General features: G+C 72.6%; 26 protein-coding genes and 3 tRNA genes. 12 read left to right on the top strand and 17 right to left on the bottom strand.

All coding sequences use genetic code 11. The features are described from left to right. The first annotated feature begins 85 nt into the window (after window positions 1-85). Together amcB and amcA are read left to right on the top strand one after the other, a co-directional pair. Window positions 86-1,177, top strand: coding sequence for a cyclophane-forming radical SAM peptide maturase AmcB (gene amcB, locus ACN27C_RS07450; RefSeq protein ID WP_422751590.1), 1,092 nt, complete (start codon window positions 86-88; stop codon window positions 1,175-1,177). Then, the gene (gene amcA / locus ACN27C_RS07445; RefSeq protein WP_120572278.1) at window positions 1,158-1,370 is read left to right on the top strand and encodes a multiple cyclophane-containing RiPP AmcA; all 213 of its coding nucleotides are present in this window, start codon (window positions 1,158-1,160) and stop codon (window positions 1,368-1,370) included. Before amcB ends, amcA begins: the two co-directional genes overlap by 20 nt. 146 nt (window positions 1,371-1,516) lie before the next feature. Here amcA and ACN27C_RS07440 read toward each other — a convergent pair whose 3' ends face one another. Continuing rightward, complete coding sequence (locus ACN27C_RS07440) at window positions 1,517-1,732, bottom strand: DUF3073 domain-containing protein (protein WP_013283429.1); 216 nt, start codon at window positions 1,730-1,732, stop codon at window positions 1,517-1,519. A 291-nt stretch (window positions 1,733-2,023) separates the two neighbouring features. Then, window positions 2,024-3,106: a Glu/Leu/Phe/Val family dehydrogenase gene (locus ACN27C_RS07435; protein WP_121683172.1), complete on the bottom strand. Its 1,083-nt coding sequence runs from the start codon at window positions 3,104-3,106 to the stop codon at window positions 2,024-2,026. Window positions 3,107-3,280: 174 nt separating this feature from the next. On the opposite strand from ACN27C_RS07435, the gene ACN27C_RS07430 reads away from it, so the two are divergent. Both ACN27C_RS07430 and ACN27C_RS07425 read left to right on the top strand, forming a co-directional pair. Beyond that, on the top strand, window positions 3,281-4,120 hold the full coding sequence (locus ACN27C_RS07430) for a hypothetical protein (protein ID WP_121683171.1): 840 nt from the start codon (window positions 3,281-3,283) through the stop codon (window positions 4,118-4,120). 256 nt (window positions 4,121-4,376) lie between these two features. Continuing rightward, window positions 4,377-4,586 carry a BldC family transcriptional regulator gene (locus tag ACN27C_RS07425; protein ID WP_007073996.1) on the top strand — a complete coding sequence of 70 codons (210 nt, stop codon included), beginning with the start codon at window positions 4,377-4,379 and terminating at the stop codon, window positions 4,584-4,586. 55 nt (window positions 4,587-4,641) lie between these two features. Here the strand turns inward: ACN27C_RS07425 and ACN27C_RS07420 are convergent, their stop codons facing one another. Continuing rightward, window positions 4,642-5,040, bottom strand: coding sequence for a PPOX class F420-dependent oxidoreductase (locus tag ACN27C_RS07420; RefSeq protein WP_120572276.1), 399 nt, complete (start codon window positions 5,038-5,040; stop codon window positions 4,642-4,644). Between the two features lie 55 nt (window positions 5,041-5,095). Here ACN27C_RS07420 and ACN27C_RS07415 point away from each other — a divergent pair, with 55 nt between their 5' ends. Beyond that, window positions 5,096-5,872: a class I SAM-dependent methyltransferase gene (locus ACN27C_RS07415; protein WP_422750789.1), complete on the top strand. Its 777-nt coding sequence runs from the start codon at window positions 5,096-5,098 to the stop codon at window positions 5,870-5,872. Window positions 5,873-5,914: 42 nt separating this feature from the next. Here ACN27C_RS07415 and ACN27C_RS07410 read toward each other — a convergent pair whose 3' ends face one another. Beyond that, the gene (locus ACN27C_RS07410; protein WP_013283434.1) at window positions 5,915-6,202 is read right to left on the bottom strand and encodes a hypothetical protein; all 288 of its coding nucleotides are present in this window, start codon (window positions 6,200-6,202) and stop codon (window positions 5,915-5,917) included. Window positions 6,203-6,365: 163 nt separating this feature from the next. Here ACN27C_RS07410 and ACN27C_RS07405 point away from each other — a divergent pair, with 163 nt between their 5' ends. Both ACN27C_RS07405 and ACN27C_RS07400 read left to right on the top strand, forming a co-directional pair. After that, the gene (locus tag ACN27C_RS07405) at window positions 6,366-7,223 is read left to right on the top strand and encodes a 3-hydroxyacyl-CoA dehydrogenase family protein (RefSeq protein WP_393377904.1); all 858 of its coding nucleotides are present in this window, start codon (window positions 6,366-6,368) and stop codon (window positions 7,221-7,223) included. Next, a complete protein-coding gene (locus ACN27C_RS07400) occupies window positions 7,220-7,963 on the top strand; it encodes an enoyl-CoA hydratase/isomerase family protein (RefSeq protein WP_350814347.1) in 744 nt (247 codons plus the stop codon). Before ACN27C_RS07405 ends, ACN27C_RS07400 begins: the two co-directional genes overlap by 4 nt. Before the next feature lie 58 nt (window positions 7,964-8,021). Here the strand turns inward: ACN27C_RS07400 and ACN27C_RS07395 are convergent, their stop codons facing one another. Next, window positions 8,022-9,359, bottom strand: coding sequence for an ABC transporter substrate-binding protein (locus ACN27C_RS07395; RefSeq protein ID WP_252452112.1), 1,338 nt, complete (start codon window positions 9,357-9,359; stop codon window positions 8,022-8,024). Window positions 9,360-9,525: 166 nt separating this feature from the next. Between ACN27C_RS07395 and ACN27C_RS07390 the strand changes: the two genes are divergently transcribed. Beyond that, window positions 9,526-9,915: a hypothetical protein gene (locus ACN27C_RS07390; protein ID WP_013283438.1), complete on the top strand. Its 390-nt coding sequence runs from the start codon at window positions 9,526-9,528 to the stop codon at window positions 9,913-9,915. Between the two features lie 45 nt (window positions 9,916-9,960). Then, on the top strand, window positions 9,961-10,665 hold the full coding sequence (locus ACN27C_RS07385; protein ID WP_422750788.1) for a DUF2786 domain-containing protein: 705 nt from the start codon (window positions 9,961-9,963) through the stop codon (window positions 10,663-10,665). 6 nt (window positions 10,666-10,671) lie between these two features. Here the strand turns inward: ACN27C_RS07385 and ACN27C_RS07380 are convergent, their stop codons facing one another. Further along, a complete protein-coding gene (locus ACN27C_RS07380; RefSeq protein WP_199733046.1) occupies window positions 10,672-11,184 on the bottom strand; it encodes an SRPBCC family protein in 513 nt (170 codons plus the stop codon). Window positions 11,185-11,469: 285 nt separating this feature from the next. Here ACN27C_RS07380 and ACN27C_RS07375 point away from each other — a divergent pair, with 285 nt between their 5' ends. Both ACN27C_RS07375 and ACN27C_RS07370 read left to right on the top strand, forming a co-directional pair. Beyond that, on the top strand, window positions 11,470-12,471 hold the full coding sequence (locus tag ACN27C_RS07375) for a hypothetical protein (RefSeq protein ID WP_422750787.1): 1,002 nt from the start codon (window positions 11,470-11,472) through the stop codon (window positions 12,469-12,471). Window positions 12,472-12,713: 242 nt separating this feature from the next. Then, the gene (locus ACN27C_RS07370) at window positions 12,714-13,151 is read left to right on the top strand and encodes an ArsI/CadI family heavy metal resistance metalloenzyme (RefSeq protein ID WP_364808695.1); all 438 of its coding nucleotides are present in this window, start codon (window positions 12,714-12,716) and stop codon (window positions 13,149-13,151) included. A 91-nt stretch (window positions 13,152-13,242) separates the two neighbouring features. Here ACN27C_RS07370 and ACN27C_RS07365 read toward each other — a convergent pair whose 3' ends face one another. The 3 genes from ACN27C_RS07365 to ACN27C_RS07355 form a co-directional block, all read right to left on the bottom strand. Next, entirely contained in the window at window positions 13,243-14,229 is a 987-nt protein-coding gene (locus ACN27C_RS07365) for a TolB family protein (protein ID WP_422750786.1), read from the bottom strand. A gap of 153 nt (window positions 14,230-14,382) precedes the next feature. Beyond that, window positions 14,383-14,793, bottom strand: a complete 411-nt coding sequence (locus ACN27C_RS07360) for a RidA family protein (protein ID WP_393377891.1) — start codon at window positions 14,791-14,793, stop codon at window positions 14,383-14,385. Then, window positions 14,793-15,617: an NAD(P)-dependent oxidoreductase gene (locus tag ACN27C_RS07355; protein ID WP_422750785.1), complete on the bottom strand. Its 825-nt coding sequence runs from the start codon at window positions 15,615-15,617 to the stop codon at window positions 14,793-14,795. The genes ACN27C_RS07360 and ACN27C_RS07355 overlap by 1 nt, the downstream gene beginning before the upstream one ends. Before the next feature lie 79 nt (window positions 15,618-15,696). Here ACN27C_RS07355 and ACN27C_RS07350 point away from each other — a divergent pair, with 79 nt between their 5' ends. Further along, window positions 15,697-16,593 carry a LysR family transcriptional regulator gene (locus ACN27C_RS07350; RefSeq protein ID WP_357898233.1) on the top strand — a complete coding sequence of 299 codons (897 nt, stop codon included), beginning with the start codon at window positions 15,697-15,699 and terminating at the stop codon, window positions 16,591-16,593. Window positions 16,594-16,656: 63 nt separating this feature from the next. Here the strand turns inward: ACN27C_RS07350 and ACN27C_RS07345 are convergent. The 8 genes from ACN27C_RS07345 to ACN27C_RS07310 all read right to left on the bottom strand — a co-directional run bounded on the left by ACN27C_RS07345 (window position 16,657) and on the right by ACN27C_RS07310 (window position 22,187). Then, window positions 16,657-16,730: transfer RNA gene (locus ACN27C_RS07345), tRNA-Phe, on the bottom strand. A 76-nt stretch (window positions 16,731-16,806) separates the two neighbouring features. Next, window positions 16,807-16,880: transfer RNA gene (locus ACN27C_RS07340), tRNA-Asp, on the bottom strand. Between the two features lie 33 nt (window positions 16,881-16,913). After that, window positions 16,914-16,986, bottom strand: a tRNA-Glu gene (locus tag ACN27C_RS07335). Between the two features lie 143 nt (window positions 16,987-17,129). Beyond that, window positions 17,130-17,918, bottom strand: coding sequence for a polysaccharide deacetylase family protein (locus ACN27C_RS07330; protein WP_121686115.1), 789 nt, complete (start codon window positions 17,916-17,918; stop codon window positions 17,130-17,132). 76 nt (window positions 17,919-17,994) lie between these two features. Further along, on the bottom strand, window positions 17,995-18,942 hold the full coding sequence (locus ACN27C_RS07325) for a MerR family transcriptional regulator (RefSeq protein WP_121686114.1): 948 nt from the start codon (window positions 18,940-18,942) through the stop codon (window positions 17,995-17,997). After that, the gene (gene idi, locus ACN27C_RS07320; RefSeq protein WP_422750784.1) at window positions 18,932-19,525 is read right to left on the bottom strand and encodes an isopentenyl-diphosphate Delta-isomerase; all 594 of its coding nucleotides are present in this window, start codon (window positions 19,523-19,525) and stop codon (window positions 18,932-18,934) included. Before idi ends, ACN27C_RS07325 begins: the two co-directional genes overlap by 11 nt. Beyond that, complete coding sequence (gene crtI / locus ACN27C_RS07315) at window positions 19,522-21,003, bottom strand: phytoene desaturase family protein (protein WP_199733306.1); 1,482 nt, start codon at window positions 21,001-21,003, stop codon at window positions 19,522-19,524. Before crtI ends, idi begins: the two co-directional genes overlap by 4 nt. Before the next feature lie 29 nt (window positions 21,004-21,032). Further along, window positions 21,033-22,187, bottom strand: a complete 1,155-nt coding sequence (locus ACN27C_RS07310; protein ID WP_422750783.1) for a polyprenyl synthetase family protein — start codon at window positions 22,185-22,187, stop codon at window positions 21,033-21,035. Window positions 22,188-22,249: the final 62 nt, after the last annotated feature.

Below are 22,249 nucleotides of genomic sequence, written 5' to 3'. Positions count from 1 at the left end.
CCGAGCGGTCGCCGCGGCCTAGCCTGGAGGTTCGGTTTTCAGGCAGGCGGGGGAGGTGCTGATGGCTGCGCGCACGCCCGAAGGGATGCGGGGCATCGCCGCCGTCCCGTCGTACGTGGTGATGCAGCCGACGACGCTGTGCAACCTCGACTGCGCCTACTGCTACCTCCCCTTCCGGGCGGCCGACAGGCGGATGCCGGTGGCCGTCGCCGAGGCGGTGGCGGCGTCGGTGAACCCGTGGGCGGCGGGCGGCCGGTTCTCCGTGGTCTGGCACGGCGGGGAGCCGCTCGCGGCCGGCCGGGAGCACCTGGCCGCGCTGCTGGAGCCGTTCGGGCCCGACGTCGAGCACCACGTGCAGACCAACGCCACGCTGATCGACGACGCCTGGTGCGCGTTCTTCGCCGAGCACCGGGTGCGGGTCAGTGTCAGCGTGGACGGGCCGCGGGCGCGCAACGGCGAGCGGGTCACCCGAGGCGGGCGGCCCGCGTACGACCGGATCGTGGCGGGCGTGGCGGCGCTGCGCCGTCACGGCCTGCCGTTCTCGGCGCTCGCTGTGGTCTCCCGGCCGGAGCCGGGACTGGCGGCCGAGCTGTACGACTACTTCCTCGATCTGGGCTGCGACGTGCTCGGCGTCAACATCGAGGAGACCGAGGGCGTCAACACCCGGACGAACGCGCGCGACGAGGGCGCGGTCACCGGGTTCTGGGCCGAGCTGGTGGCGGCCTGGCGCCGGGATCCCCGGATCCACCTGCGTGAGGTGGAGTGGTCGCTGCGGTACGCGGGCGCGGTCCTGGCCGGCACCGCCGACGACCTGCTGCCCCGCAGCCTCGACCCGATCCCGACGGTCGGGCACGACGGCTCGGTGGTGGTGCTCTCACCGGAGCTGGCCGGCTTCACCGACCCCCGGTACGGCGACTTCGCCAGCGGGAACGTGCTCACCACGCCGCTGGGGGACATCCTCGCCGGCGCGGCCGGTACACCGTGGGTGGGCGAGTTCCTCGCCGGCGTTGAGGCGTGCCGGGCGTCCTGCCCGTACTTCGGGTTCTGCGGCGGTGGGCACGCCGCCAACCGTTACTTCGAGCTGGGGCGTTTCGACGGTACGGAGACCGAGCACTGCCGTAACAGCAAGATCCGCCTACTGGAGGGAGTGTTGGAGCATGCCCGAGACCATCAGTGACACCGACCGGGAGGCGGTCGCCGACCGGGTGCGGGACGCCGCTGCGGGGCTTACCGCTCTGCTCCACGAGGCGGAGGCAGCGCGGCTGCTGCGGGCGGAGGTGTCGGGCGGGGACGGCGCCCACGCGGTCTGCGCGTGGAACCACTTCGAGAACATCCCGACGTTCTACAACTGGAACAACCGGCCGCGCTGAGGGACGGTTCCGCGATCAAGGACCTGCCGGCGCGTCGGAGCGTGCGCCCCGGGGCGGCAGGTCCCTGATCGTCGGTCGTACGCCGGCTCAGCAGAGCACATGCGTGAGCACGCGGGGGTTACCGCGTGCTCAGATGTGACCGGAGGTCAGCGGGTCGGACGAGCCCAGGTGTCCGGGTCGTCGTCCGCGTGGTCCTCGTCATCGTCGTCGACATACTCTTTGTAGTCGTCGTCGAAGTTGTGCTCAGACTTTCCACTACCCGCCAGTTCGCGCTGCAAGGCGGTTAGGTCGGTGTTCGGGGAGTGGTACTTCAACTCCCGGGCCACCTTCGTCTGCTTGGCCTTAGCACGGCCGCGCCCCATGGCTCGACCCCCTCGCACAGAATGCGGGGCAGCCCGAAGGCGGGCCCCGATGACGTCAGGCATCTCTCGTGGCTCTTACGGTACATGGGGATGCCATCGTTCGGCACCTCGGGTCACCGTCGACCGGACCTGCGCGTCGCAGTGGTCCAGCCGTCACAAAGTGTACCGGGTAAGGGGTGAGCCCCGGGGCTGGCCGTGACACCGGACATACCGGTACGAACAAGCCCGAGAATCAGCTTAACGCGCGCCGCCTCCGGGGGTGGAGCACCGCCCCGCCCCCGGAGGTGAGCCTCACCGCAGATGGATCGTGCGCAGCCGGCCGACCTCGGCCATCCGGCGCTCGGCGAGCCGGTCCGCGGCGACCGCCGGCGGCACCCCCTCGTCGTCGGCGAGCTGGAGGATCTGCCGGGTGGTGTCGAAGATCCGGGTGGCGCGCAGCTTGGCGCGGTCGAAGTTGAAGCCCTCGATCTCGTCGGCCACCTGGATCACGCCACCGGCGTTCACCACGTAGTCCGGCGTGTAGAGGATGCCCCGGTCCGCGAGCACCTTCTCGATGCCCGGGTGGGCGAGCTGGTTGTTCGCCGCTCCGGTGACCACCTTCGCCCGCAGCACCGGCACGGTGTCGTCGTTCAGCGCGCCGCCGAGCGCGCACGGGGCGTACACGTCGATGTCGGAGGCCACCAGCGCCTCGGTGTCGTCGACCAGGGTGACCTGCGGGTGGGTGGTGCGCGCCCACTCCTGGGCGCGCGGGTTGACGTCGGTCGCCACGACCTCGGCGCCGTCGTCGAGCAGGTGGGCGGTCAGGTACTTGCCGACCTTGCCCAGCCCGGCCACGCCGACCCGGCGGCCGGCCAGCGTCGGGCTGCCCCAGACGTGCTCGGCGGCGGCCCGCATGCCCTGGAACACGCCCCAGGCGGTGAGGATCGAGGAGTCGCCCGCGCCGCCGTGCTCCACGCTGCGGCCGGTCACGTAGCGGGTCTCCCGGGCGATCACGTCCATGTCCGCCACGTAGGTGCCCACGTCGCAGGCGGTGTAGTAGCGGCCGTTCAGCGACTCGACGAAGCGACCGTACGCGCGCAGCAGCGCCTCGCTCTTGATCTGCTCGGGGTCACCCCAGATGACCGCCTTGCCGCCACCGAGGTCGAGGTTCGCCAGGGCGTTCTTGTAGGCCATGCCGCGCGAGAGGTCGAGCACGTCGGCGAGCGCCTCGGCCTCGCTGGCGTACGGGTAGAACCGGGTGCCGCCGAGCGCGGGGCCCAGCGCGGTGGAGTAGATCCCGATGATCGCCTTCAGGCCGGACTGCTTGTCCTGGCAGAACACGACCTGCTCATGCCCTGTGGAGACGGGGTCGTCGGTACTGGCGAATACGCCCATGGCTGACTCCTGTGTCGGTGTGCGCCCTTGTGGGGCGCGGAACCTGGTGGCACGCCGGCGGGATGCTGCCGGTGTCGTTGAGCCTAATATCGGCCCGAACCGTACTGTCGCGCATGTCACGCCACGGGCCCGAGGGCGGCGACGGGCGGTCCCGTCTCGTGGGAGGATCGCGCCGTGCCGTCGCTCTTCGCTTCATACCTGCGCGTGTACGAGCCGCTCACCGCCTTCGACCGGGACCGGCAGTCGTACTGGCGCCGGTACGTCAGCGAGGGCCGCGCCATCGCTCCGCTGGAGGGGCCGGTACGGCAGCGGACCGCGGTGATCGAGGCGCTCGGGGCCGGCTGGACCCGGCTGCCCGATTTGCCCGACGAGGCGTACGTCCTGGAGTCCGACGACGCGCTGCTGGTCTGCCCGTGGAACCTGCGTATCCGGGTCGCCGAGGCGGCGCTGAGCGCCCGCGACGGCGTGCCCTCGGTGCTGGCCGACGCGTTCGTGCCGCCGGTGCTCGCCGGGCAGGCCAAGGCCGTGGTGGAGGACTGGCGCAGCGGCGCCCGGGTGCTGGAGCACGGGGTGCCCAGGGTGCACGAGCAGATCGCCACCTGGGGCGTGCCGCTGCGCTGGTTCGTGCTGTTCGAGGCCGGCGAGCGGCACCTGGTGACCGAGCCCGCGCGGCGGGCGCTGCGCTACCGCACCGAGATCTCCAAGGCGCGCCGCCGGGCGTCGCGGGCGCTGTCGGTGCTGCGCAAGTCGATCGGCGAGGCGCCCATCACCGAGGCGGTCGAGGAGGCGGCCCGGTGGCTGGAGGAGTTCCACCCGCGCTCGGTGGTCGAGCTGGACTACGGCGGCCTGGTGCAACTGCTGCCGGACGAGACGCTCGAAGCCGACGACTCGACCGAGCTGGTGGCCACCGGACTGTCCGGACTGGGCCGGGGCGAGGCCGAGGAGGCGTCCGCCGCGTACGACAAGCTGGTCGCCCGCTGGCGCGCGGTGCAGCTGCTGGAGCGCTGCAACTGACGCCCGGTTTGCCCCGCTAAGTGGCCTTGGACACGAGAGTGTCTCGTAGCTGATGCGTCACGAACCGTGATCATGAGTCCGAATAAGGTACTTTCTGCGGCATAAAAGTCGTAAAAATCGGGCATGGTTCATCCGTCCGTCTAGCGACCTTCAGCCGTTCGGCCCATGTCGGACATCGGGGACTAGCCGGACCATGGGAGACGCGTCGGCCGGCGGGACCCCGGCCGATGTCTATACATGTGGAGGAGTGACCCCGATGGCATCGCGAACGCACGAACCTGAGCCGCTACTCACACCGGCCGAGGTGGCGTCGATGTTCCGTGTCGACCCGAAGACGGTGACCCGGTGGGCGAAGGCTGGCAAGCTCAGTGCCATCCGGACCCTCGGCGGCCACCGCCGCTACCGCGAGTCGGAGGTTCGGGCCCTGCTGCAGGGGCAGATCCCCCAGCAGCGCCAGGGAGACTGACGAACCGGCGTTCTCCGGCGTTCCGATCAGGGGCGGTGCCGTCGCGGCGCCGCCCTTAATCGCGTCCGGGGCCGGGGCCGTCCAGCACGATCCGCAGCCCCACAGTGCCGCGCTCACCCCGGCGCAGCCGGCTGCCCAGCAGGCTCAGCCGCCCGATCAGCCGGTACTTCTGCTTGAGCAGCCCCCGGACCCGGTTCGTGCTCTCCGGGTCGGCGATCGTCGCGTGGCCCGGCACCGCCTCACCGTGCGGCCGGCCGCGCACGTCGCACGGCGCCACGGTCACACGACCGTCGCGCCGGATGCGCTTCACCTTGCCGGAGTCGGCCACCGTCCACACCGCCAGCCCGTCACCGTCGCGCACCGCCCACACCGGAGTCGGCACCGCCCGGCCGTCCTTGCGGAACGTGGTGAGCAGGACGTACTTCTCCGCCGCCAGGCGGTCCAGGTCGGTCACGCCGCCAAGGATACGGCGGCGACGGCGCCGCCGACCCCCGGATAGCGTTGCGGGCATGACCGGGGAACCCGAGATCGGCGACGTGTTCGGCGAGATGATCCGCGACGCGTACGCGGTCGCCACCGGGATCGGACCGCGCCCGATGGCCGGCGGCCGTCTGCCCCGCCCGGTCATCGAGATCATCGAGCGCGACGACGGGCTCGTCAACGGCGCGCCCGCCGGGCACTACCTGGACCCGCCGCAGCGGTGGCAGCCGCACGACCACCGGGCCGTGGACCGGGTACGCGGGCACGTGCTCGACGTCGGCGTCGGCGCCGGCCGGATCGCGCTGCACCTCCAGGAACGCGGCGTGCCGGTCACCGGGCTGGACACCTCGCTCGGCGCGCTGCGGGTCAGCCGCCACCGGGGCGTACGCGACCTGGTGCACGGCACCGTCGACGAGCACGCCGCCAACGGGCCGCGCTACGACACTTTCCTGCTGCTGGGCAACAATCTCGGGCTGTTCGAGGGGCGGGAACGTGCCCCGGCGATGCTGGCCGCGCTCGCCGCGCTGGCCCGACCCGGCGCCCGGGTGATCGCCCACGGCACCGACCCGTACGGCACCACCGACCCGGTGCACACCGCGTACCACGAGCGCAACCGCCGGCGGGGCCGGATCGGCGGGCAACTGCGGCTGCGGCTGCGCTACCGGCTGCTCGGCACCGAGTGGTTCGACTACCTGGTCTGCTCGCCCGACGAGTTCGCCGAGCTGGTCCACGGCTCACCGTGGCGACTGACCGACGTGGACGACGCCGACCATCCCTACTACCTCGCCACGCTGACCCTGCGGTGAGCGGCGGAGCCGCCGGGCTCCCCGGCGGCTCCGGCGCACCACTCAGACCTGGACGGTGGGGGTGGTCTGCTCCGGGGGCAGCCCGCCGTCGCCGTCGACCACCTCGTCCGGCGTGCCGTCCTCGTCGATGTCCACCATGGTGATGTCCACCTTGCCGTCACCGTCGGTGTCGAACTGGAACAGGTCGGCCTTGCCGTCGCCGTCGGTGTCCACCACCCAGACGTCGGTCTTGCCGTCGTTGTTGGTGTCCGCACGGAGCAGGTCCACCCGCTCGTCGCCGCGGGTCTCGACCGTCTCGGTGCTCTCCGCGCTCTCCGGTGCCTGGCTCATCTCGTTCCTTCCTTCGGCGTTGACGGCCGTCCTTACCCCGTCCGCTCCGCCCCCACGCATCCCCGGCGGCCCGGCCATGCATAGGGTCGCATGCAGGAACGAGCGAGCGGACGGGCCCGGCGGCGGACACCCCGCGCGCCCCCGCCGCGGCGAGGGGACGTCGATGAGTGGTCGTTTTGTGGTCGTCGGGGCCGGCACCATGGGCCTCGGCATCGCGTACGTGGCGGCCGGCGCCGGGTACGCGGTCGAACTGGTCGAGGTCGACCCCGCCCGGGGCGCCGAGGCCGTGCGCCGGCTCGGCGAGCTGTGGGACCGGGGCGTGCAGCGCGGCAAGCTGACCGAGGAGGCCGCCACCGCCAACCGTGAGCGCGTCACGCTCCGGGCCGGGCTCGCCGAGGTGGCCGAGGGCGCCGACGTGATCGTGGAGGCGGTGCCCGAGCGGCTCGACCTCAAGCGCGCCGTGCTGCGCGAGGCGGAGAGCCGCCGGCCGGCGCTGCTGGGCAGCAACACGTCCAGCATCCCGATCGCCGAACTGGCCGCCGGGCTGGAACGTCCCGCCGACTTCGTCGGGTTGCACTTCTTCAATCCGGTGTGGGCGATGGCGCTGCTCGAGGTCGTGGTCGGCCCGGCCACCGCGCCGCCGACCACCGAGGCGGCCGTCGCGCTCGCCGCCCGGCTGGGCAAGGACCCCGTCGTCGTACGCGACATGCCCGGCTTCGCCACCTCCCGACTCGGCGTCACGCTCGGCCTGGAGGCGATCCGGATGGTGGCCGACGAGGTCGCGAGCCCGGCCGACATCGACAAGGCGATGGTGCTCGGCTACCGGCACCCGATCGGCCCGCTGGAGCTGACCGACCTCGTCGGGCTGGACGTGCGGCTCGACATCGCGCGCACGCTCCAGGCCGCGTACGGGGACCGCTTCGCGCCGCCGCCGCTGCTCGTCGAGATGGTCGCCGCCGGGAAGCTGGGCAAGAAGTCGGGTCAGGGCTTCTACACGTGGAAGGACGGCCAGAAGAAATGAGCGGGCTGCGGATCGAGGAACTGCCGGACCGGCTCGTGGTGACGCTGGACCGGCCGGAGAAGCGCAACGCCATCGACGCCGACCTGGTGGGCGAGCTGCACGCGGTCTGCGCCGACCTGGAGGCGCGTCCCCGGCTGCTGCTGCTCACCGGCGGGACGGCGGGCATCTTCGCCGGCGGCGCCGACATCGCCCAGCTCCGCGAACGCGGCCGGCTGGACGCGCTGGCCGCCATCAACCAGGGCGTCTTCGCCCGCATCCGGGCGCTGCCGATGCCCACTGTGGCCGCCGTCGACGGGCCGGCGCTGGGCGGCGGCGCCGAGCTGGCGTACGCCTGCGATCTCCGGGTGTGCACGGACCGCGCGGTGTTCGGCCAGCCCGAGGTGCGGCTGGGCATCCTGGCCGGCGCCGGCGCGACCTACCGGCTGCCGGCGCTGATCGGTGAGGCCCGGGCCAAGGAACTGCTGTTCACCGGCCGGCGGGTGGACGCCGAGGAGGCGCTGCGGATCGGGCTGGTGAACCGGGTGGTGGCCGACCCGGACGAACTGCTGCCCACCGCGCACGGCCTGCTCGACGAGATGGCCAAGGGCTCCGCGCTGGCGCTGCGGTTGACCAAGATGGCGGTGGACGCCCCGGCGGCCGCGCACCCGCAGCTCGACCTGCTCAGCCAGGCGGTGCTCTTCGAGGACGAGGAGAAGCACCGGCGGATGACCGAGTTCCTGGACCGGCGCCGGGCACGCTGAGCCGAACGACGAGGGCCGCACCGGTGTCCTCCGGTGCGGCCCTTCGCGTCGGTGCGGCTCAGTGCTTGATGTCGACTCCCGCGTCGTCCAGCGCGGTGATCGCCGGCGCGGACTCGGCGAAGCCGATGAGCAGCAGCGCCTCCGGTCCGAACGCCTTGATCTCCTTGGCGGTGCCGGTGAAGTCGACAGGCGTCTTCGGGTCGGCCGGCGGATCGTAGGTGAGCAGCTTGATCCGGTCCGCGCCGATCCCGGCCTTCTCCAGCTCCGAGCGGACGTTCTCCTGGAGGCCCTCGCCGTAGGAGTCCTTGCGGGCCAGGATCGCGATCTTGCGCGGCCCGTCCCGGAGCATCACGTCGGCCAGCGCGCGACCCTGGAGGCTGTCCGGCGGGGCGGTACGGAAGTACAGGCCCTTGTCGTCCACAGCGCTCAGCCCCGCGTCGGTGTTCGACGGGGAGAACAGGATCCGGCCGGCGGCCACCACGTCCGGCAGCACCGCGCGCGAGATGCCGGAGCCGCCCGCGCCGATGAAGACCTGGACGCCCTTGGTGACGTGCGAGGCGACCGTGGCCTTGGCGACCTCCGGGTTGGTGCCGTCGTCGCCCTCGATCCACTTCACCGGCTCGCCGAGCACCCCACCGGCGGCGTTGACCTCGCGGAGCGCCAGCGCGGCACCGGCGGCCAGCGGCGGGTACGCCAGCGCCAGGTCACCGGTCTTCGGCAGCAGGCCACCGAGGACCAGCGGGGCGTCCTTCGCCTTCCCGTCCCGCAGCTTGCGGCCACGCGGCGGCGTCTTGGTGCTCGCCCCCGACTCCTCACCGGCGCCGACGAACTCGGTCTTGCTGTCGTCGATCTTCTGGTTGTCGAAGTGCATGGTGCCGTAGCTCGCGGTCGCCGGCTCGCCGTTGTCGGTGAACCCGGCGCGGGTCAGCGACACACCCCGGTACTCGATGTCCCGGCCGGCGCGGGCGAGCTGGAGGCAGGCAGCCACCTCGTCGCAGCGCTCGCCGCCGGTGGTCACCCCGACGATCTGCTCGGCGATCTCGGCCGGCGCCGTGGACCCGGCGAGCTGGGCGGCCAGCGCGCTGATCACGACCGCGTCGTACGACTCGGCGGAGTAGAGGAAGTCACCCAGCTTCGGGTCTACGGCGAGTAGTCGTTCCTTGAAGCTCTCGGCCAGCGGAGTAAGGGGCGTGGTGCCCTTCATCCCGTTCACCAGGTCCGCCCGGTCCTTGAGCTCCGCGGGGTACGAATTGAGCATGTTGCCGTCGGTGCCGTAGAGGCGTACCTGGGTGGCAGGCGTTTCCTCCGGCTCGTCGCTCCCGCAGGCGCTCGTGGCGAGCAGGAGCGCCGCGCAGGCCATGGACAGGGCCGCGCGCGACGTGCGTGTTCTCAGCATGGTCGTCCTTCCTCCGGCGAAGGTCCGCTGCGCACCTTAGCGTGCTCGCGCAGCGTGCGGGACTGTGGAGTCGCCTCCGTCGGCACCCCGACTGCGGGTATCACTCTGCGTGGTCGACGGGCCGTTTCCTGGTCACCGCTTGACCCCCGGCGATACTGTTCCGCGGGTGAACGACGAAGCACAGCAGACGCTCGACGACGCGACCGCCGTGCTCCGTTCCGCCCTCGCCGGTGACGGTGCCGGCGTGGTGGGCACGTTCGACGCGGTGGTGGACCGCTCCGGCCTCGCCGGGGCGTACGGAGTGGCGTGGTGCCTCGCCGCCACCATGCTCGGCGACGACACCCCGGGCGGCGGCGCCGCCCTCGACTTCCCCGGCATCGACCAGGCCGACTACGACACCCGCTGGGTGGCCCGCTTCGTCAGCGCCTGCGCCAACGACGACGCGGACACCGGCGAGGCCCTGTTCGGGGCGGCCGCGGCCGACGGGCTGCTGCCCGACTGCCTGCTCACCCTCGCCGGCTCGACCATCGCCACGCTGCGCAGCCGGTCGGACTGAGCCCGGCGCGCGGCCCCGCGCCCCGGCTGTGGTAGCTCTGGGTGCATGTCCGAGGCGATGCTCAGCAAGGTGCGCAAGCTGCTCGCCCAAGCAGAGGACCCGGCGTGCACGCCCGCCGAGTCGGCCGCCTTCATGGCCAAGGCCACCGAGCTGATCGCCCGCTACGGCGTCGACCGGGCGCTGCTCGCCGCCCGCGACCCGGCCGTCGACCCGGTCGGTGACCGGACCGTCGAGGTGGTCGCGCCGTACGCCCGGGACAAGGCCGGCCTGCTCGCGGCGGTCGCCGAACCGCTGCGCTGCCGATGCGTACGCCGCCGGCAGGGCAACGGCTTCGTCATGCACCTGTTCGGCTTCGCCAGCGACCTGGAACGGGTCGAGCTGCTGTTCACCTCGCTGCTGGTGCAGGCCGCACACGGGCTGGCGGGTGCCGTCGTACCGGCCGGGGACCACCCGGCGGCGTTCCGGCGTACCTGGCTGGCCGGGTTCGCGTACGTCGTCGCGGAACGGCTGCGCGCGGCCGAGAGCAAGGCGGTGGCGGAGGCGGGTGGACCCTCGACGGCACTGGTGCTCGCCGACCGCTCCGATCGCGTCCAGCGGCGGGTCGCCGAGGCGTACCCCCGGTTGCGCACCGCCCCGCGACGGCGGCTGGCGGGCGGTGGCTTCGGTTCCGGCGCGGATGCCGGCCGCCGGGCCGACCTGGGCGGCACCGGCGTGGGAGGAGCCGGCACGGCGCCCGGTATCGCCGGCTGACCGATCTCAGGCGGTGCGGGCGACCGTCGCCAGATAGCGGCAGAGCAGTTCGTGCCAGCCCGCGGTGAGCGCCTCGCGGTAGCCCTCGGCCGCACTGCCGTGCCGGTCGAAGTAGCGGTGCTCGACGTCCACCCGGGTCCGCTCCGGACCGTCGGCGTGGAACAGGACCTCCACCTCGCTGGCCCGCGCCGGATCCGGCACCGGCACCCGGTCCGGGCCGATCTGCCAGGTGAAGACCAGGCGCCGAGGCGGATCCCAGGTCAGCACGCGGCCCCAGTCGTTGCGGAAGCCGTACGGGCCGATCTCGTAGAGCATGCCGCCGGCCCGCGGCTCGATGCCGATCGCGGCGAGCGCATCCGGGCCGGACCAGGTGTATTCACGCACCCACCAGTCGGCGAGCGCGCCGGTGAAGACGGCGTACGCCCGCTCGGCGGACGCCGGGACGAGCAGGTTGCTGCGGAGGGAGAAGCGGTCGGATTCCTGCCGGACCTCATCCGGATCGGCCATCTCCTGTCCCATAGGTCCGGACCATACCGGCTCATGTCTCGGTGTGCAGCTTCCGTACCGCCCGCTTCCGGACACCGGGAACTCCGGTTCCCGACAGCGGCATCCGGCGGGATCGGCGGCCCACGGGAGGCACCGTTCGGCGCATCCGCGCGGCGCTGAGAGGGCTTCTGTGAGGTGACGGCGGCGCTTCCGTGCGGGCGCGGCCGGAGCGGGCGTCGTCGATGGCCGGGGCGCGACGGATGCCGTACCGGAAAGCGGGTAAGCGCCGCCGACCGGACCGATGGGAGAGCGGGGAGCATGAGCGACAGCCGAGCGACCGAACCAGTGCCGGACCCCGGCTACGAGCGGCCCACCTCGCCGGCCGGCGCGGAGCCGGAGCCGGACGTCCTGCTGGACGTGCCGGAGCTGACCGTCGACGAGATCCGGCTCACGGTCGACGGGCTCGACGCCGACCTGTCGCTGCGCGCCCGGCTGGCCAACCTGCTCCAGCTCGACGCCGGAGTCCGGGTGCATCTGGAGGGCGTCGAGCTGGACATCACCGGGGTGCGCGCCGAGGCGCTGCTCAAGGTACGGCTGGAGAAGCTGGTGCAGATCCTGGACCGGGCGCTGACCACCATCGACCGCAACCCCCAGCTGATCGACGCGCTGGCCCGCTCGGCCGGGGTCGCCCTGGAGGACGTGCACCGTGTCGCCGCGCCGGTGGTGGACCAGACCGGACGTACGGTGGCCGCGGCCGGCGAGGTGGTCGGGCGCACCGCTCCGGCGGTGGTCGACCGGGCGGCGCCGGCGGCCGGTGAGGTGGTCGACCGGGCCGGCCCTGCGGTGTCCGGCCCGATCGAGGCACCCGAACCGCCCCAGCGCCCGGCCCGGACGGAGTCGCCACCGGCGGCCGGTGGTGATCGCGAGAAGCCCTCGCCGGCAGCCGGCGCCCGGCGCCCGGAACCGCCACCGCCGTCCGGCGATCGGCCGAAGCCGTCACCGGCGCCCGGTGCCGGGCGGACCGAGCCGCCCAGTGCCGGGCGGGCGGAGCCGTCACCGTCGTCCGGCGCCGGGCGGGAGGGGAAGGCGCAGTCCGAGCGTGCCGCCGGATCGCGGCCGGACGCCGGTGAGGGCTCGTCGGCCGACCGGTCCGGGGAGAAGAAGCGCGGCTCGGAGCGAACCGGCCAGCCGGCGAGCGCCGCCGCCGAGGCGGCACAGCTGGCGGGACAGGCCGGACAGGCACTCCGGCAGGCAGGCCGAAGCGTCTGGGAGGCGATCCAGGGCAGTCCCGGCCAGAACCGCCGCCCTCCCAAACCCTGACCGCTCACCCCGCCCCGCCCCGGCCCTCGCCCTGCCACCCGCACTCCGTTGATCAAGGAGTTTGTGTCCGGTTCACCGGCTCCGGATGACACAAACTCCTTGATCAGCGTCGGGGTCAGGGTCAGGCAGGGGAGGGCTTCAGTCGCGGCAGCGCTTGTTTCGACGTTCCTCTAGGTTGACAGGCGTCAAAACAGGAGGCAAGGTTGGTCCTGCTTCGATAAACATCTAGACAGGGAGTTCACATGTCCCGCGTTCAGCTCGCCCTGCGCGTGTCCGACCTCGAAGGCTCCGTGGCCTTCTACAGCAAGCTGTTCGGCGTCGAGCCGGCCAAGCGCCGCCCCGGCTACGCCAACTTCGCGGTGCAGAACCCGCCGCTGAAGCTCGTACTCCTCGAAGGTGAGCCCGGCCTGCCGACGGTGATGGACCACCTCGGGGTGGAGGTGTCCACCACCGAGGAGGTCAACGCCGCGACCAGCCGGCTCACCGAGTCCGGCCTGATCACCCTGGAGGAGAACGACACCGAGTGCTGCTACGCGCTCCAGGACAAGGTCTGGGTGCGCGGCCCCGGCGACGAGCCGTGGGAGGTCTACACGGTCAAGGCCGACTCGCCGCAGCTGGAGAAGGTGACCGAGAGCGCCTGCTGCGCCTCGGACACGGCGGCGCAGCCCGCCGCTGTCTGAGCCGCATACCGCGAGGTCCCCACCGGCTCGTCTGCCGGTGGGGACCTCCGTCGTCGTTGAGCCGCCTCAGCGTGCCCACCGCGCACGTCGACTATCGCGCTTTGGCGAACCTCAGCCGTTTGAAGCCCTCGACGTAGACGAACCGCTTGCCGTCCGGAGAGAAGCTCGGGTCGTGCGCGCGGGCGCCGTCGGCGATCCTGGTCTTCTTCCCGGTGCCGACGTCGACCGACCAGACCCCGCCCACGTGGTCCGACGAGACGGCGGCGATCACCGACCGGCCGTCCGGCGACACCGCCAGGTCGGCGAGGCCGGGAAGCTCCGTGACGAACCTGGCCGTGGCCGATCCGACGTCCCACCCGGTCAGGTGCCAGGTGAGATCGTCCGGACTCACCTCCGGCGGCAGCGGCAACCTGCCGAGGGAGTCGGGTGCGGTGATGAAGAACAGCCGGTCACCCAGCGCCGCGGGCGACCGTGCCAGCACCGTCGACTCGCAATCCGTGTCACCGCCACTGAGGTTGAAGGTCGCCCCGCCCACCGTCACCGGAGAGCCGAACTCGTACGCCTTCCCGTCAGCGAGCAGCTGGATTCCTCCCGGACCGCACTCCCGGGGTGCCTGCACAAATCCCCGGTCGGCACCGTGCACGAGTGCGGCGTCGACGAGGAAGCGTGTCGACGCCAGCGGCTCGAACGTCTTGTCGGCGGGCGAGTAGCTGAGCAGCTCGGTGCCGTCCCAGCCGCATTCGAGGCCCACCCCGAGGTCGCCGCCGGGGCCCGCGAACAGGAAGCTGAACAAGCCCGCTTCGCAGGTGGATACCGCCGGCGCGCGCGTGAGAACGGGTTCCTCGGCGCTCCCGTCGGGTCGCTGCCGCCACACCTCGGCTACTCCCGAGCCCGAGGTCGAGGTCACCTCCCGCAGGTAGTAGACCCAGCCGTCGGCGGCCCAGACCGGATGGAACAGGGAGACACGGTCCAGGAGCCCTGTGACCCGGCCACACCCGCCGAGCAGGATCACGGCCAGTACGAGGACCGGCGTCAGAGCCGTACGCAGCGTCCGCACATGCGACCTTCCGGTGCCCACCTGCCTCATTCCGTCAGTCGCTCAGCGGGCTAACCATAGGCGCCGCCGCCGTTGCCGGGGTGCGTACCGTACACCCGGCAGGGACTCCGGCGCAGCGACCCGTGCCGGCCGTGGATCCGGCCCGTCGACCGGGAAGCGCTACCGTCGCGACCCCTAGCGGGACCGGACCACGGCCGTCACCTCGACCTCGAGCACAGCGCCCGGCAGGAAGAGTCTGCTGATCTCGACAGTCGTGCTCGCCGGCGGCGGTGTCCCCGGGAAGAGACGGCGCCGGACGGCCGCGTACGCCGGAAGGTCAGCCAGGTCCGTCATGAACGTGCGGATGTGCAGCACGTCGTCGAAGCTCGCGCCGTGCGCCGCGAGCACGCCGCCCACGATCTCGAAGATCCGTTCGGCCTGGGCGCCAGGGTCTCCGGGGGCCACCACCTCGCCGTCGTCGTCGACGGCGACCTGTCCGGCGAGCATCAGCAGCGCGCCGCCGCCGACATCGATCCGGGCGACGTGCGCGAAGCGGTCGCCGAACGGAGCCGCGACGGATGCGGGGTTGTCCAGGGTGAGGTGCATCAGCATCCCTTCAGGAAGTCGGCTGAGACGAGGCAGGAGAGATCCGCGTCCTGGTCCGGCGCGGCCCGCATCAGGTCGAGGGCGGCCTCCAGCACGGAAGCCGGCACCGGGCGGCGCAGCGCCAGCCGCGCATCCTTCGCCGCCAACGCGACTGCGAACGAGGCACCCGGCGCGGTGACCCGCCCGACCGCGCCGCCGAGGGCCCCTCGGCCGAGCACGTCGAGGGCGGTCTGCCTGTCGACACCGAGCGCTGCGGCGACAGCCAGCGCGTCGTGCAGCGCGGCGACAGCCGTCACCAGACCCGTGTTCGCGACGAGTTTGACGGCGGCGCCTGCGCCGATCGGCCCGCAGTGACGGACCGAACCGAGTTGTTCCAGCACCGAAGCCGCCCTCTCCACGGCATCGGCGGGGCCGCCCACGAAGATCGTCAGCGTGCCGGCCCGGGCGGCGTCGACGCTGCCGCCGACGGGGGCGTCGAGGAGTGAGACGCCCGCCGGAAGCCGGCCGGCCACTGCTCGGACTTCGTCCGGCCCGATCGTCGACATCTGCACCACGACCGTTCCGGGCCGGAGCGCGGCGGCGGCGCCGTCCGGCCCGAACAGCACCGTCTCGACCGCGCCGGCGTCGGCGAGCATGACGACGACGACGTCGGCTCCGTCGACCGCGGCGGACGGGCTCGCGGCCACCGTCGCGCCGGCCGCGCCCAGCGGCTCCGAACGCTCCGGGCTGCGGTTCCACACTCTGACCCGGTTGCCGCCGGCCAGGAGGCGGCGCGCTATCGGCGTACCCATGTGTCCTGTCCCGAGGACCGCGATGATCTTCACGCCGTAACGCTAGGCCGGGGGGAGCAATGCGACCAACGAATGTCTCGCATGCCTGCCATGCGTGATTACCATGCCTGCCATGGAGACTCAGCTGCTGGAGGTGTTCCGCACCGTCGCGCGGCACGGCTCGATCACGACCGCCGCGCGCGCCCTCAGCTTCACCCAGTCGGCTGTCTCCCGGCAGATCGCCGCGCTCGAGGCCGACATCGGCGCTCGGCTCTTCGACCGGCTGCCCCGCGGCGTCGCCCTCACCGAGGAGGGGCGAGAGTTGCTCCCGCACGCCGAGGCGGTCCTCGACCGGCTCGACGCAGCCCGGCGTGACCTCGACGACCTGCGCGGGCTCGGCCGAGGGCGGCTGCGTGTGGGTGCCTTCCCGACCGCTGTCGCGGCTCTCGTACCCCGGGCGATGGCGTCGTTCCGCTCGTCCTACCCGGAGATCTCGCTGTCGCTGGTCGAGGGCGTGACGCCGCGGCTGCTGGAGCGCCTGCTCGCGGACGAGGCGGATGTGGCAGTGGTCAGCACCTCGCCCGCAGGCGAGCTGGATCGCGAACGATTCGACCTGCGACATCTGCTCGACGAGCGGCTCCTGGTCGCGGTCGCGCGCGACCACCGGCTCGCGCGCCGCCGCTCGGTGCGCCTGGCGGACCTCGCCCAGGACGCGTTCGTCGTGGGCTCGGCCACCGCGGAGAACAGCCTGCTCCGGGCAAGCCTGCCCAGCGGTTTCTCGCCGCGCATCGACATCGTCGCGGCCGAGTGGACCGGCAAGCTGGGATGCGTCGCCGCCGGGCTGGGGGTGGCTCTGGTCCCGGCCCTGGCGGTACGCGGAACCCCGCCGGACATCGCCCTGCTACGCCTGCATCCGGACGACGAGTCGGTACGGCAGGTATTCGCGGCGACCGTGCGGGGCAGGACGCCGTCGCCGGCCGTCACGCACTTTCTCGAGCATCTGCGGGCGGAGGCGGCCCACCTGGGCTGAAAAGCAGAACGCCGACCTGCGTCTCCGCTGATCGGCGTTCCTGTAGCCCGGCGAAAGGCTATGTGGCCAGGGGCGGGGTCGAACCGCCGACCTTCCGATTTTCAGTCGGACGCTCGTACCAACTGAGCTACCTGGCCGTGGTGCTCGGCACATGCTACCGCACGGGCCGATACGCAGAACGCCGCGCATCGAGCTGCGCGGCGTCAGCGCTTGCGGTCCTGACGGGACTTGAACCCGCGACCTCCGCCTTGACAGGGCGGCGAGCACTCCAACTGCTCCACAGGACCTGGCTGGTGTTGCATCCGGCGCGAGCCGGACCGTGCCCCCAACGGGATTCGAACCCGTGCTACCGCCTTGAAAGGGCGGCGTCCTGGGCCGCTAGACGATGAGGGCGGCCCCGCCATCATTGCACACTCGCAACTTCAAGCGGACTTGCTCCCATCCGGCCCCGCCGGAGGCAGGAGAAGCATATGTCATGCCTGCGCGGACGACCAAACCGGTATGGGCCTGGCCGTGGAGCCGGGTAAAACCGCAGGTCAGCGCGGTAGGGCGATGCCGAATCTCCGCTTCAGGTCCGGAATCAGGTGCCGGCAGGCGGCCATCGTCTGGGCCCGGTCGCCGCCCGCGTCGTGCATCAGCACGACCGAGCCGTGCCGGGTGGCACCCTTCACCCGCTTGATGATCGTCTTCGCCGGTGGGTGGTCCCAGTCCTGCGGGTCCACGCTCCAGTGCAGCGGGCGCAGGCCCATCTGCTTGGCAATCGTGACCTCCTCGGCCGTCCAGCGGCCGCCGGGCTGGCGGAACCAGGTGATCGGCGCCTTGGGCGCGGCGGCGTGGATGGCCTCGTTCGTCCGTTCCAGGTCGGCCCGGATCTCGGCGGCGGAGCGCCGGCCCAGGTTCACGTCGTGGTGCCAGCTGTGGTTGCAGAGCTGGTGCCCCTCGCGGACGATCCGGGCGACCAGCTCCGGGTAGCGCTTGGCCTGCTGCCCGACGACGCAGAAGGTGGCCTTCACGCGGGCTGCCCGGAGCTGCGCCAGGATCTGCGGGGTGTAGCGGGGATCCGGCCCGTCGTCGAAGGTGAGCGCCACGCCGTTGCTCCCGCTGGCCCGGTGCAGGCCCGCCGGCAGCTTCTTCGGCACCGGGCGCAGCTTCGGCTTCGCGGGAGTGGTGTGGGTCGGTGAGGGCTTCGTCACCGGCGTCGGTGACGGCGACGCCGAGGCCGACGGCGGTGCGGCGGCCTTTTCGGGTGACTTGCCGGCTTCGCCGCAGCCGGTGACGAGGAGCACCAGGCCCAGGGCGAGCGCCGACAGGGCGCGTGGACGCATTCGTCGCTCCCGGAGGGGTCGGGGTCAGACGGACTTTCCGACCGTAGTGGACGCCGACCCGGAACGGGAGAGGGGCTCAGCTCGTCGTCGACTGGTCCAGCGAGTCCCGTACCGCCACGGCCAGCGACAACGCCTCGGCCAGGTCCACCGGCCGGACCACCCCGGCCGGCAGCGAGTCGGCCCGCCAGCCGGGCCCGGCGGCGAGCACCAGCAGCGGCCGGCGCGGGACGGTCAGCAGCGCGGTGAGCTGGCACGGGTCGGCCGTCGCGCGGGTGTGCGACCAGAGCACCACGGCTGCCGGGCCGGTCCGGTTGACCGCCTCCACCAGGGCGGGTACCGGCACCCGGGCACCGAGCATGCGATAACTCACACCGGCCTCGGCCAGTGCGGCGGCGAGCGCCTCCAGCGGCAGCGAGTGCTGCTCCTCGTCGGCGCAGGAGAGCAGGATCCGGGGCGGCCCCGTGGTCGGGTGGGCCCGGGCCACAGTGGCGAACGCCACCGAGACGCACCGGGACATGAGGTGTTCCACCTCGATCAGCGCGGAGGTGGCGGCGTGCCGCTCCCCGATGCCGGCGAGCACCGGCCGCAGCAGCCCCTCCCAGGTCGCCACCACCCCGTCGGCGGCCAGCGCGTCGGCGATGGTCCGGCCGATGGTCACCGAGTCCAGTCGCATGGCGGCACGGGCCAGCCCGCGCGCCGCCGGACCAGCCCGCCCGACCGGGATGGTGGTGCCGCCGCCGTCGCGTACCGTCGAGGCCCTCGCCTTGAGGCCGAGCCGCTCCGGAGGCAGCACGGCCGGCGCCTGCCGGGCCCAGCGGGCGGCCTCGGCGGGCGCCACCCCCTCGGCGGTCAGCCGGCGCATGATCTCCAGCCGGGCGAGGTCGGCCGGCGTGTAGCGCCGGTGGTGGCCCGGCACGTGCTCGCTGGGGCCGAGACCGTAGCGCTGGTGCCAGGTACGCAGCGTGGTGACCGCCACGCCCAGTCGGCGTGCGACGGCCCCCGCGCTCAGCGCCTCATCGGCCACCCGACCGCTCCGGTGCCTCGGTGGCCGGTACGCCCGGCCGGGACGCGTCGGTCGGGTGCAGCAGCCGGTTGACCACGCCGCCGAGCCACGGGGCGTACTCGCGGGGGTGGGCGTCCAGGTCGGCCACCACCGCGCCGGGGTCGACCCAGCGCAGGTCGGCCACCTCGTCCGGGTCGGGCCGCGTGACCAGGTCGGCCGGTACGTCGGCGCGCAGCACGTGGTCGTACTCGAACTCGACGCGTCCGGTCGCCGGGTCCTCCGCGTAGTAGAGGTAGACGCCGACCTCGGTGAGGTCGACCGGGTCGACGCCGAGTTCCTCGGCGAGCCGCCGGTTGGCGGCCTCGGCCGGCGACTGGGCGGGCAGCGGATGGCCGCAGCAGGAGTTCGCCCAGCGCAGCGGGAACCGCGTCTTGACCGCGGCCCGCTGCTGCAACAGCACCCGCCCCTCGGGGTCGACGAGGAGCACCGAGAAGGCGCGGTGCAGCCGTCCGGGTGGCTGGTGGGCGGTCGCCACGGTGGTCTCGCCGACCACCCGGCCGTCGTCGTCGACCAGCTCGACCAGGTGGGTCTCCCGTTCGCTCACGACATCGTCCCGGTGATCCGGGCGGCGGCGAGCTTGCCGCTGATCAGCACCATCGGCACGCCGACGCCCGGCTGGGTGCCGGAGCCGACGAACACCACGTTGTCCAGCGTGCGGTGCAGGTTGGAGGGGCGGAACGGGCCGGTCTGGAAGAGGCTGTGCGCGGCGGCGAACGGGGTGCCGGCGGCCATGCCCTGCGCCGCCCAGTCGGCCGGGGTGACGGCCTCCATCACCTCGATGCCGTCGCCGAAGCCGACGTAGCCGCGCTCCTCGAGCGTGGTCACGAGCTGCTCGGCGTACCGCTGCGTCAGGTCACCCGTCCAGTCGAACGGCGCGCGTTCGAGGTTCGGCACCGGTGCGAGCACGTAGTAGGTGTGCTTCCCGGCCGGCGCCACCGACGGGTCGGTGCGGCTCGGGTTCGTCACCAGCAGCGACGGGTCGGTCATCAGCTCGCCTCGGCGGATCACCTCGTCGAACGTGCCCTTCCAGGACCGCCCGAAGTGAATGTTGTGGTGGGCGATCTTGCCATAGCCCTGCGTCGAACCGATGTGCAGCACCACGCAGGACGGCGAGTAGGTGAGCTTGCGCTGCCGGCTGGGCGGCAGCAGATCCTGGTAGGCGACCGGCAGGTCGGGGTTGAGCACGACCGTGTCGGCGGGGATGAAGTCGCCGTCCGCGGTGACGACGCCGGTGGCGCGGCCGTTGGCGGTCTCCACCCGGGTCACCGTGGTGCCGTACCGGATCTGCACGCCGTGCTTCTCCGCCGCGCCGGCCATCCCACGCGAGACCGCGTGGATGCCGCCGCGCGGGAAGCACACCCCGGCCACCGAGTCGAGGTACGCGATGACCGTGTAGATCGCCAGCGCGTCGTGCGGCGACAGGCCCGCGTACATGGCCTGGAAGGAGAAGATCCGCTGGGTACGAGGGTCGCGGAAGAACTGGTTGATCTTCGTCTGGAGTCGCCGGAAGGCGCCATTGGCGAACAGCTTCAGCAGGTTGCCGGTGAGCAGGTCGGTCGGCGCGTCGAGGTTGCGCTCGATGAAGTCGGCCCGTTCCCACTGCCACAGGTTGCGCGCGTAGTCGACGAAACGCAGGTAGCCGTCGGCCTCCCGGGGGCCGCAGACGCGGGCGATCTCGGCGGCCATCCGGGTGGTGTCGGTGATGACGTCGAGCGTCGACCCGTCCGGGTAGTAGGCGCGGTACGCCGGGTCGAGCGGGCTCAGGTCGAGCCAGTCGGTCAGCTCCTCGCCCACCGCGCCGAGCGCCTCGGCGATCAGGTCGGGCATGGTGAGGACGGTCGGGCCGGTGTCGAACTCGTACCCGTCGACGCTCAGCCGCCCGGCGCGCCCGCCCGGCACCGGCTCGCGTTCCAGCACCGTCACCTGCCGGCCGCTGCCGGCCAGGTGCAGCGCGCAGGCCAGCCCACCCAGCCCGGCGCCGACCACTACCACCCGGTCGGTCCGTCCCTTGACGGTACGCATTCCGGCCCCCTTGCTCACGAAGTTGCTCATCATGCCCGCCGCGCCGTGGCGGCGGTGGCGAGGCCGGTCAGCGCGGTGCGCGCCGTCTCGTCGATCGGTGCGGTGCCGAGCGCGGCGAGCGCCTCGGTCACCCGGTCGGAGATCATCCGCTCCACCCGGGCCATGGCCCCGGTGTCGCGGACCACGTCGGCCAGCCGGTCCACCTCGCGTGCCGAGGTGACCGAGCCGGCCCGCTCCAGGGCGCGGCGCTGCGCCGGGTCGGCGAGCTGCCGGGCCAGCATCAGCAGCGCGGTCGGCTTGCCGGTACGCAGGTCGTCCCCGGCCGGCTTGCCGGTGGTCTGCGGGTCGCCGTAGACGCCCAGCAGGTCGTCGCGGAGCTGGAACGCCTCGCCGACGGCCAGCCCGTACCGGGTGTACGCGGCGATGAGCGGGTCGTCCGCGTCGGCGCCGGCCAGGCAGGCGCCGAACAGCAGCGGACGCTGGACGGTGTAGCTGGCGGTCTTGTACCGCGCCACCCGCAGCGCCCGGTCGACGGTCCAGTTCGCCGAGTCGTTCTCGCCGAGCACGTCCAGGAACTGCCCGGCGACCGTCTCGACCCGCATCTGGTCGTAGCAGCGGCGCACGTCGAGCAGCCGGTCCGCCGGGACCGCCGCGTGCGCCATCAGCCGGTCGGCCCACACCATGCAGAGGTCGCCGATGAGGACGGCGACGGCTTCGCCGTACCGGTCGGGGTCGCCCGTGTGTCCGGCGGCCCGGTGCCGGGCGGCGGCGGCCCGGTGCGCGGTGGGCAGTCCTCGCCGGGTGTCGGAGGCGTCCATCACGTCGTCGTGCACCAGCGCGAACGTGTGCAGCAGTTCGAGCGCGGACAGGGCCGGGAGCACCGAGCACAGCGGTTCCTCCCCGCCGACCACGCCCCGCCATCCCCAGTACGCGAACGTGGGGCGGACCCGCTTGCCGCCGGCCAGCACGCAGTCGCGCGCCGTCGCGGCGAAACCACCCATCGCTGCGTCGATCTCGGTGAGCGATTCGACTTCCGCGGCCAGGAACGCCGCGAGCGTCTCATCGACCCCTTTGATCAGGTCTTTCGTGAACGCGGCCAGTACGCCGCGGACCGGATCGTCCGTCGCCCCGGGCTGAGCCGGCGCGACGCGGAGCGCATTACCCGCAACTGCGTCGTTGGCCATGTGGGCGAGCGTACCCTAGGGTTACGAGTTGCGTCGATTGCTGCGTCGAAACTGAGGAGGGC

The organism is Micromonospora sp. WMMD1219 (assembly GCF_049315215.1).
Taxonomy (GTDB): domain Bacteria; phylum Actinomycetota; class Actinomycetes; order Mycobacteriales; family Micromonosporaceae; genus Micromonospora; species Micromonospora tulbaghiae.
This window is presented reverse-complemented; position numbering and strand designations above follow the sequence as displayed.

Excerpts from the sequence above, each read along its gene's own strand:
- amcA (WP_120572278.1), top strand. The coding sequence starts at position 1,158 with ATGCCCGAGACCATCAGTGACACCGACCGGGAGGCGGTCGCCGACCGG.
- ACN27C_RS07410 (WP_013283434.1), bottom strand. The coding sequence starts at position 6,202 with ATGAGCCAGGCACCGGAGAGCGCGGAGAGCACCGAGACGGTCGAGACC.
- ACN27C_RS07400 (WP_350814347.1), top strand. The coding sequence starts at position 7,220 with ATGAGCGGGCTGCGGATCGAGGAACTGCCGGACCGGCTCGTGGTGACG.
- crtI (WP_199733306.1), bottom strand. The coding sequence starts at position 21,003 with ATGCGTACCGTCAAGGGACGGACCGACCGGGTGGTAGTGGTCGGCGCC.
- ACN27C_RS07350 (WP_357898233.1), top strand. The coding sequence starts at position 15,697 with ATGGAGACTCAGCTGCTGGAGGTGTTCCGCACCGTCGCGCGGCACGGC.
- ACN27C_RS07415 (WP_422750789.1), top strand. The coding sequence starts at position 5,096 with ATGACCGGGGAACCCGAGATCGGCGACGTGTTCGGCGAGATGATCCGC.
- ACN27C_RS07360 (WP_393377891.1), bottom strand. The coding sequence starts at position 14,793 with ATGCACCTCACCCTGGACAACCCCGCATCCGTCGCGGCTCCGTTCGGC.
- ACN27C_RS07370 (WP_364808695.1), top strand. The coding sequence starts at position 12,714 with ATGTCCCGCGTTCAGCTCGCCCTGCGCGTGTCCGACCTCGAAGGCTCC.
- ACN27C_RS07440 (WP_013283429.1), bottom strand. The coding sequence starts at position 1,732 with ATGGGGCGCGGCCGTGCTAAGGCCAAGCAGACGAAGGTGGCCCGGGAG.
- ACN27C_RS07375 (WP_422750787.1), top strand. The coding sequence starts at position 11,470 with ATGAGCGACAGCCGAGCGACCGAACCAGTGCCGGACCCCGGCTACGAG.
- ACN27C_RS07395 (WP_252452112.1), bottom strand. The coding sequence starts at position 9,359 with ATGCTGAGAACACGCACGTCGCGCGCGGCCCTGTCCATGGCCTGCGCG.
- ACN27C_RS07310 (WP_422750783.1), bottom strand. The coding sequence starts at position 22,187 with ATGGCCAACGACGCAGTTGCGGGTAATGCGCTCCGCGTCGCGCCGGCT.
- ACN27C_RS07405 (WP_393377904.1), top strand. The coding sequence starts at position 6,366 with ATGAGTGGTCGTTTTGTGGTCGTCGGGGCCGGCACCATGGGCCTCGGC.
- ACN27C_RS07435 (WP_121683172.1), bottom strand. The coding sequence starts at position 3,106 with ATGGGCGTATTCGCCAGTACCGACGACCCCGTCTCCACAGGGCATGAG.
- amcB (WP_422751590.1), top strand. The coding sequence starts at position 86 with ATGCGGGGCATCGCCGCCGTCCCGTCGTACGTGGTGATGCAGCCGACG.
- ACN27C_RS07380 (WP_199733046.1), bottom strand. The coding sequence starts at position 11,184 with ATGGGACAGGAGATGGCCGATCCGGATGAGGTCCGGCAGGAATCCGAC.
- ACN27C_RS07330 (WP_121686115.1), bottom strand. The coding sequence starts at position 17,918 with ATGCGTCCACGCGCCCTGTCGGCGCTCGCCCTGGGCCTGGTGCTCCTC.
- ACN27C_RS07425 (WP_007073996.1), top strand. The coding sequence starts at position 4,377 with ATGGCATCGCGAACGCACGAACCTGAGCCGCTACTCACACCGGCCGAG.
- ACN27C_RS07385 (WP_422750788.1), top strand. The coding sequence starts at position 9,961 with ATGTCCGAGGCGATGCTCAGCAAGGTGCGCAAGCTGCTCGCCCAAGCA.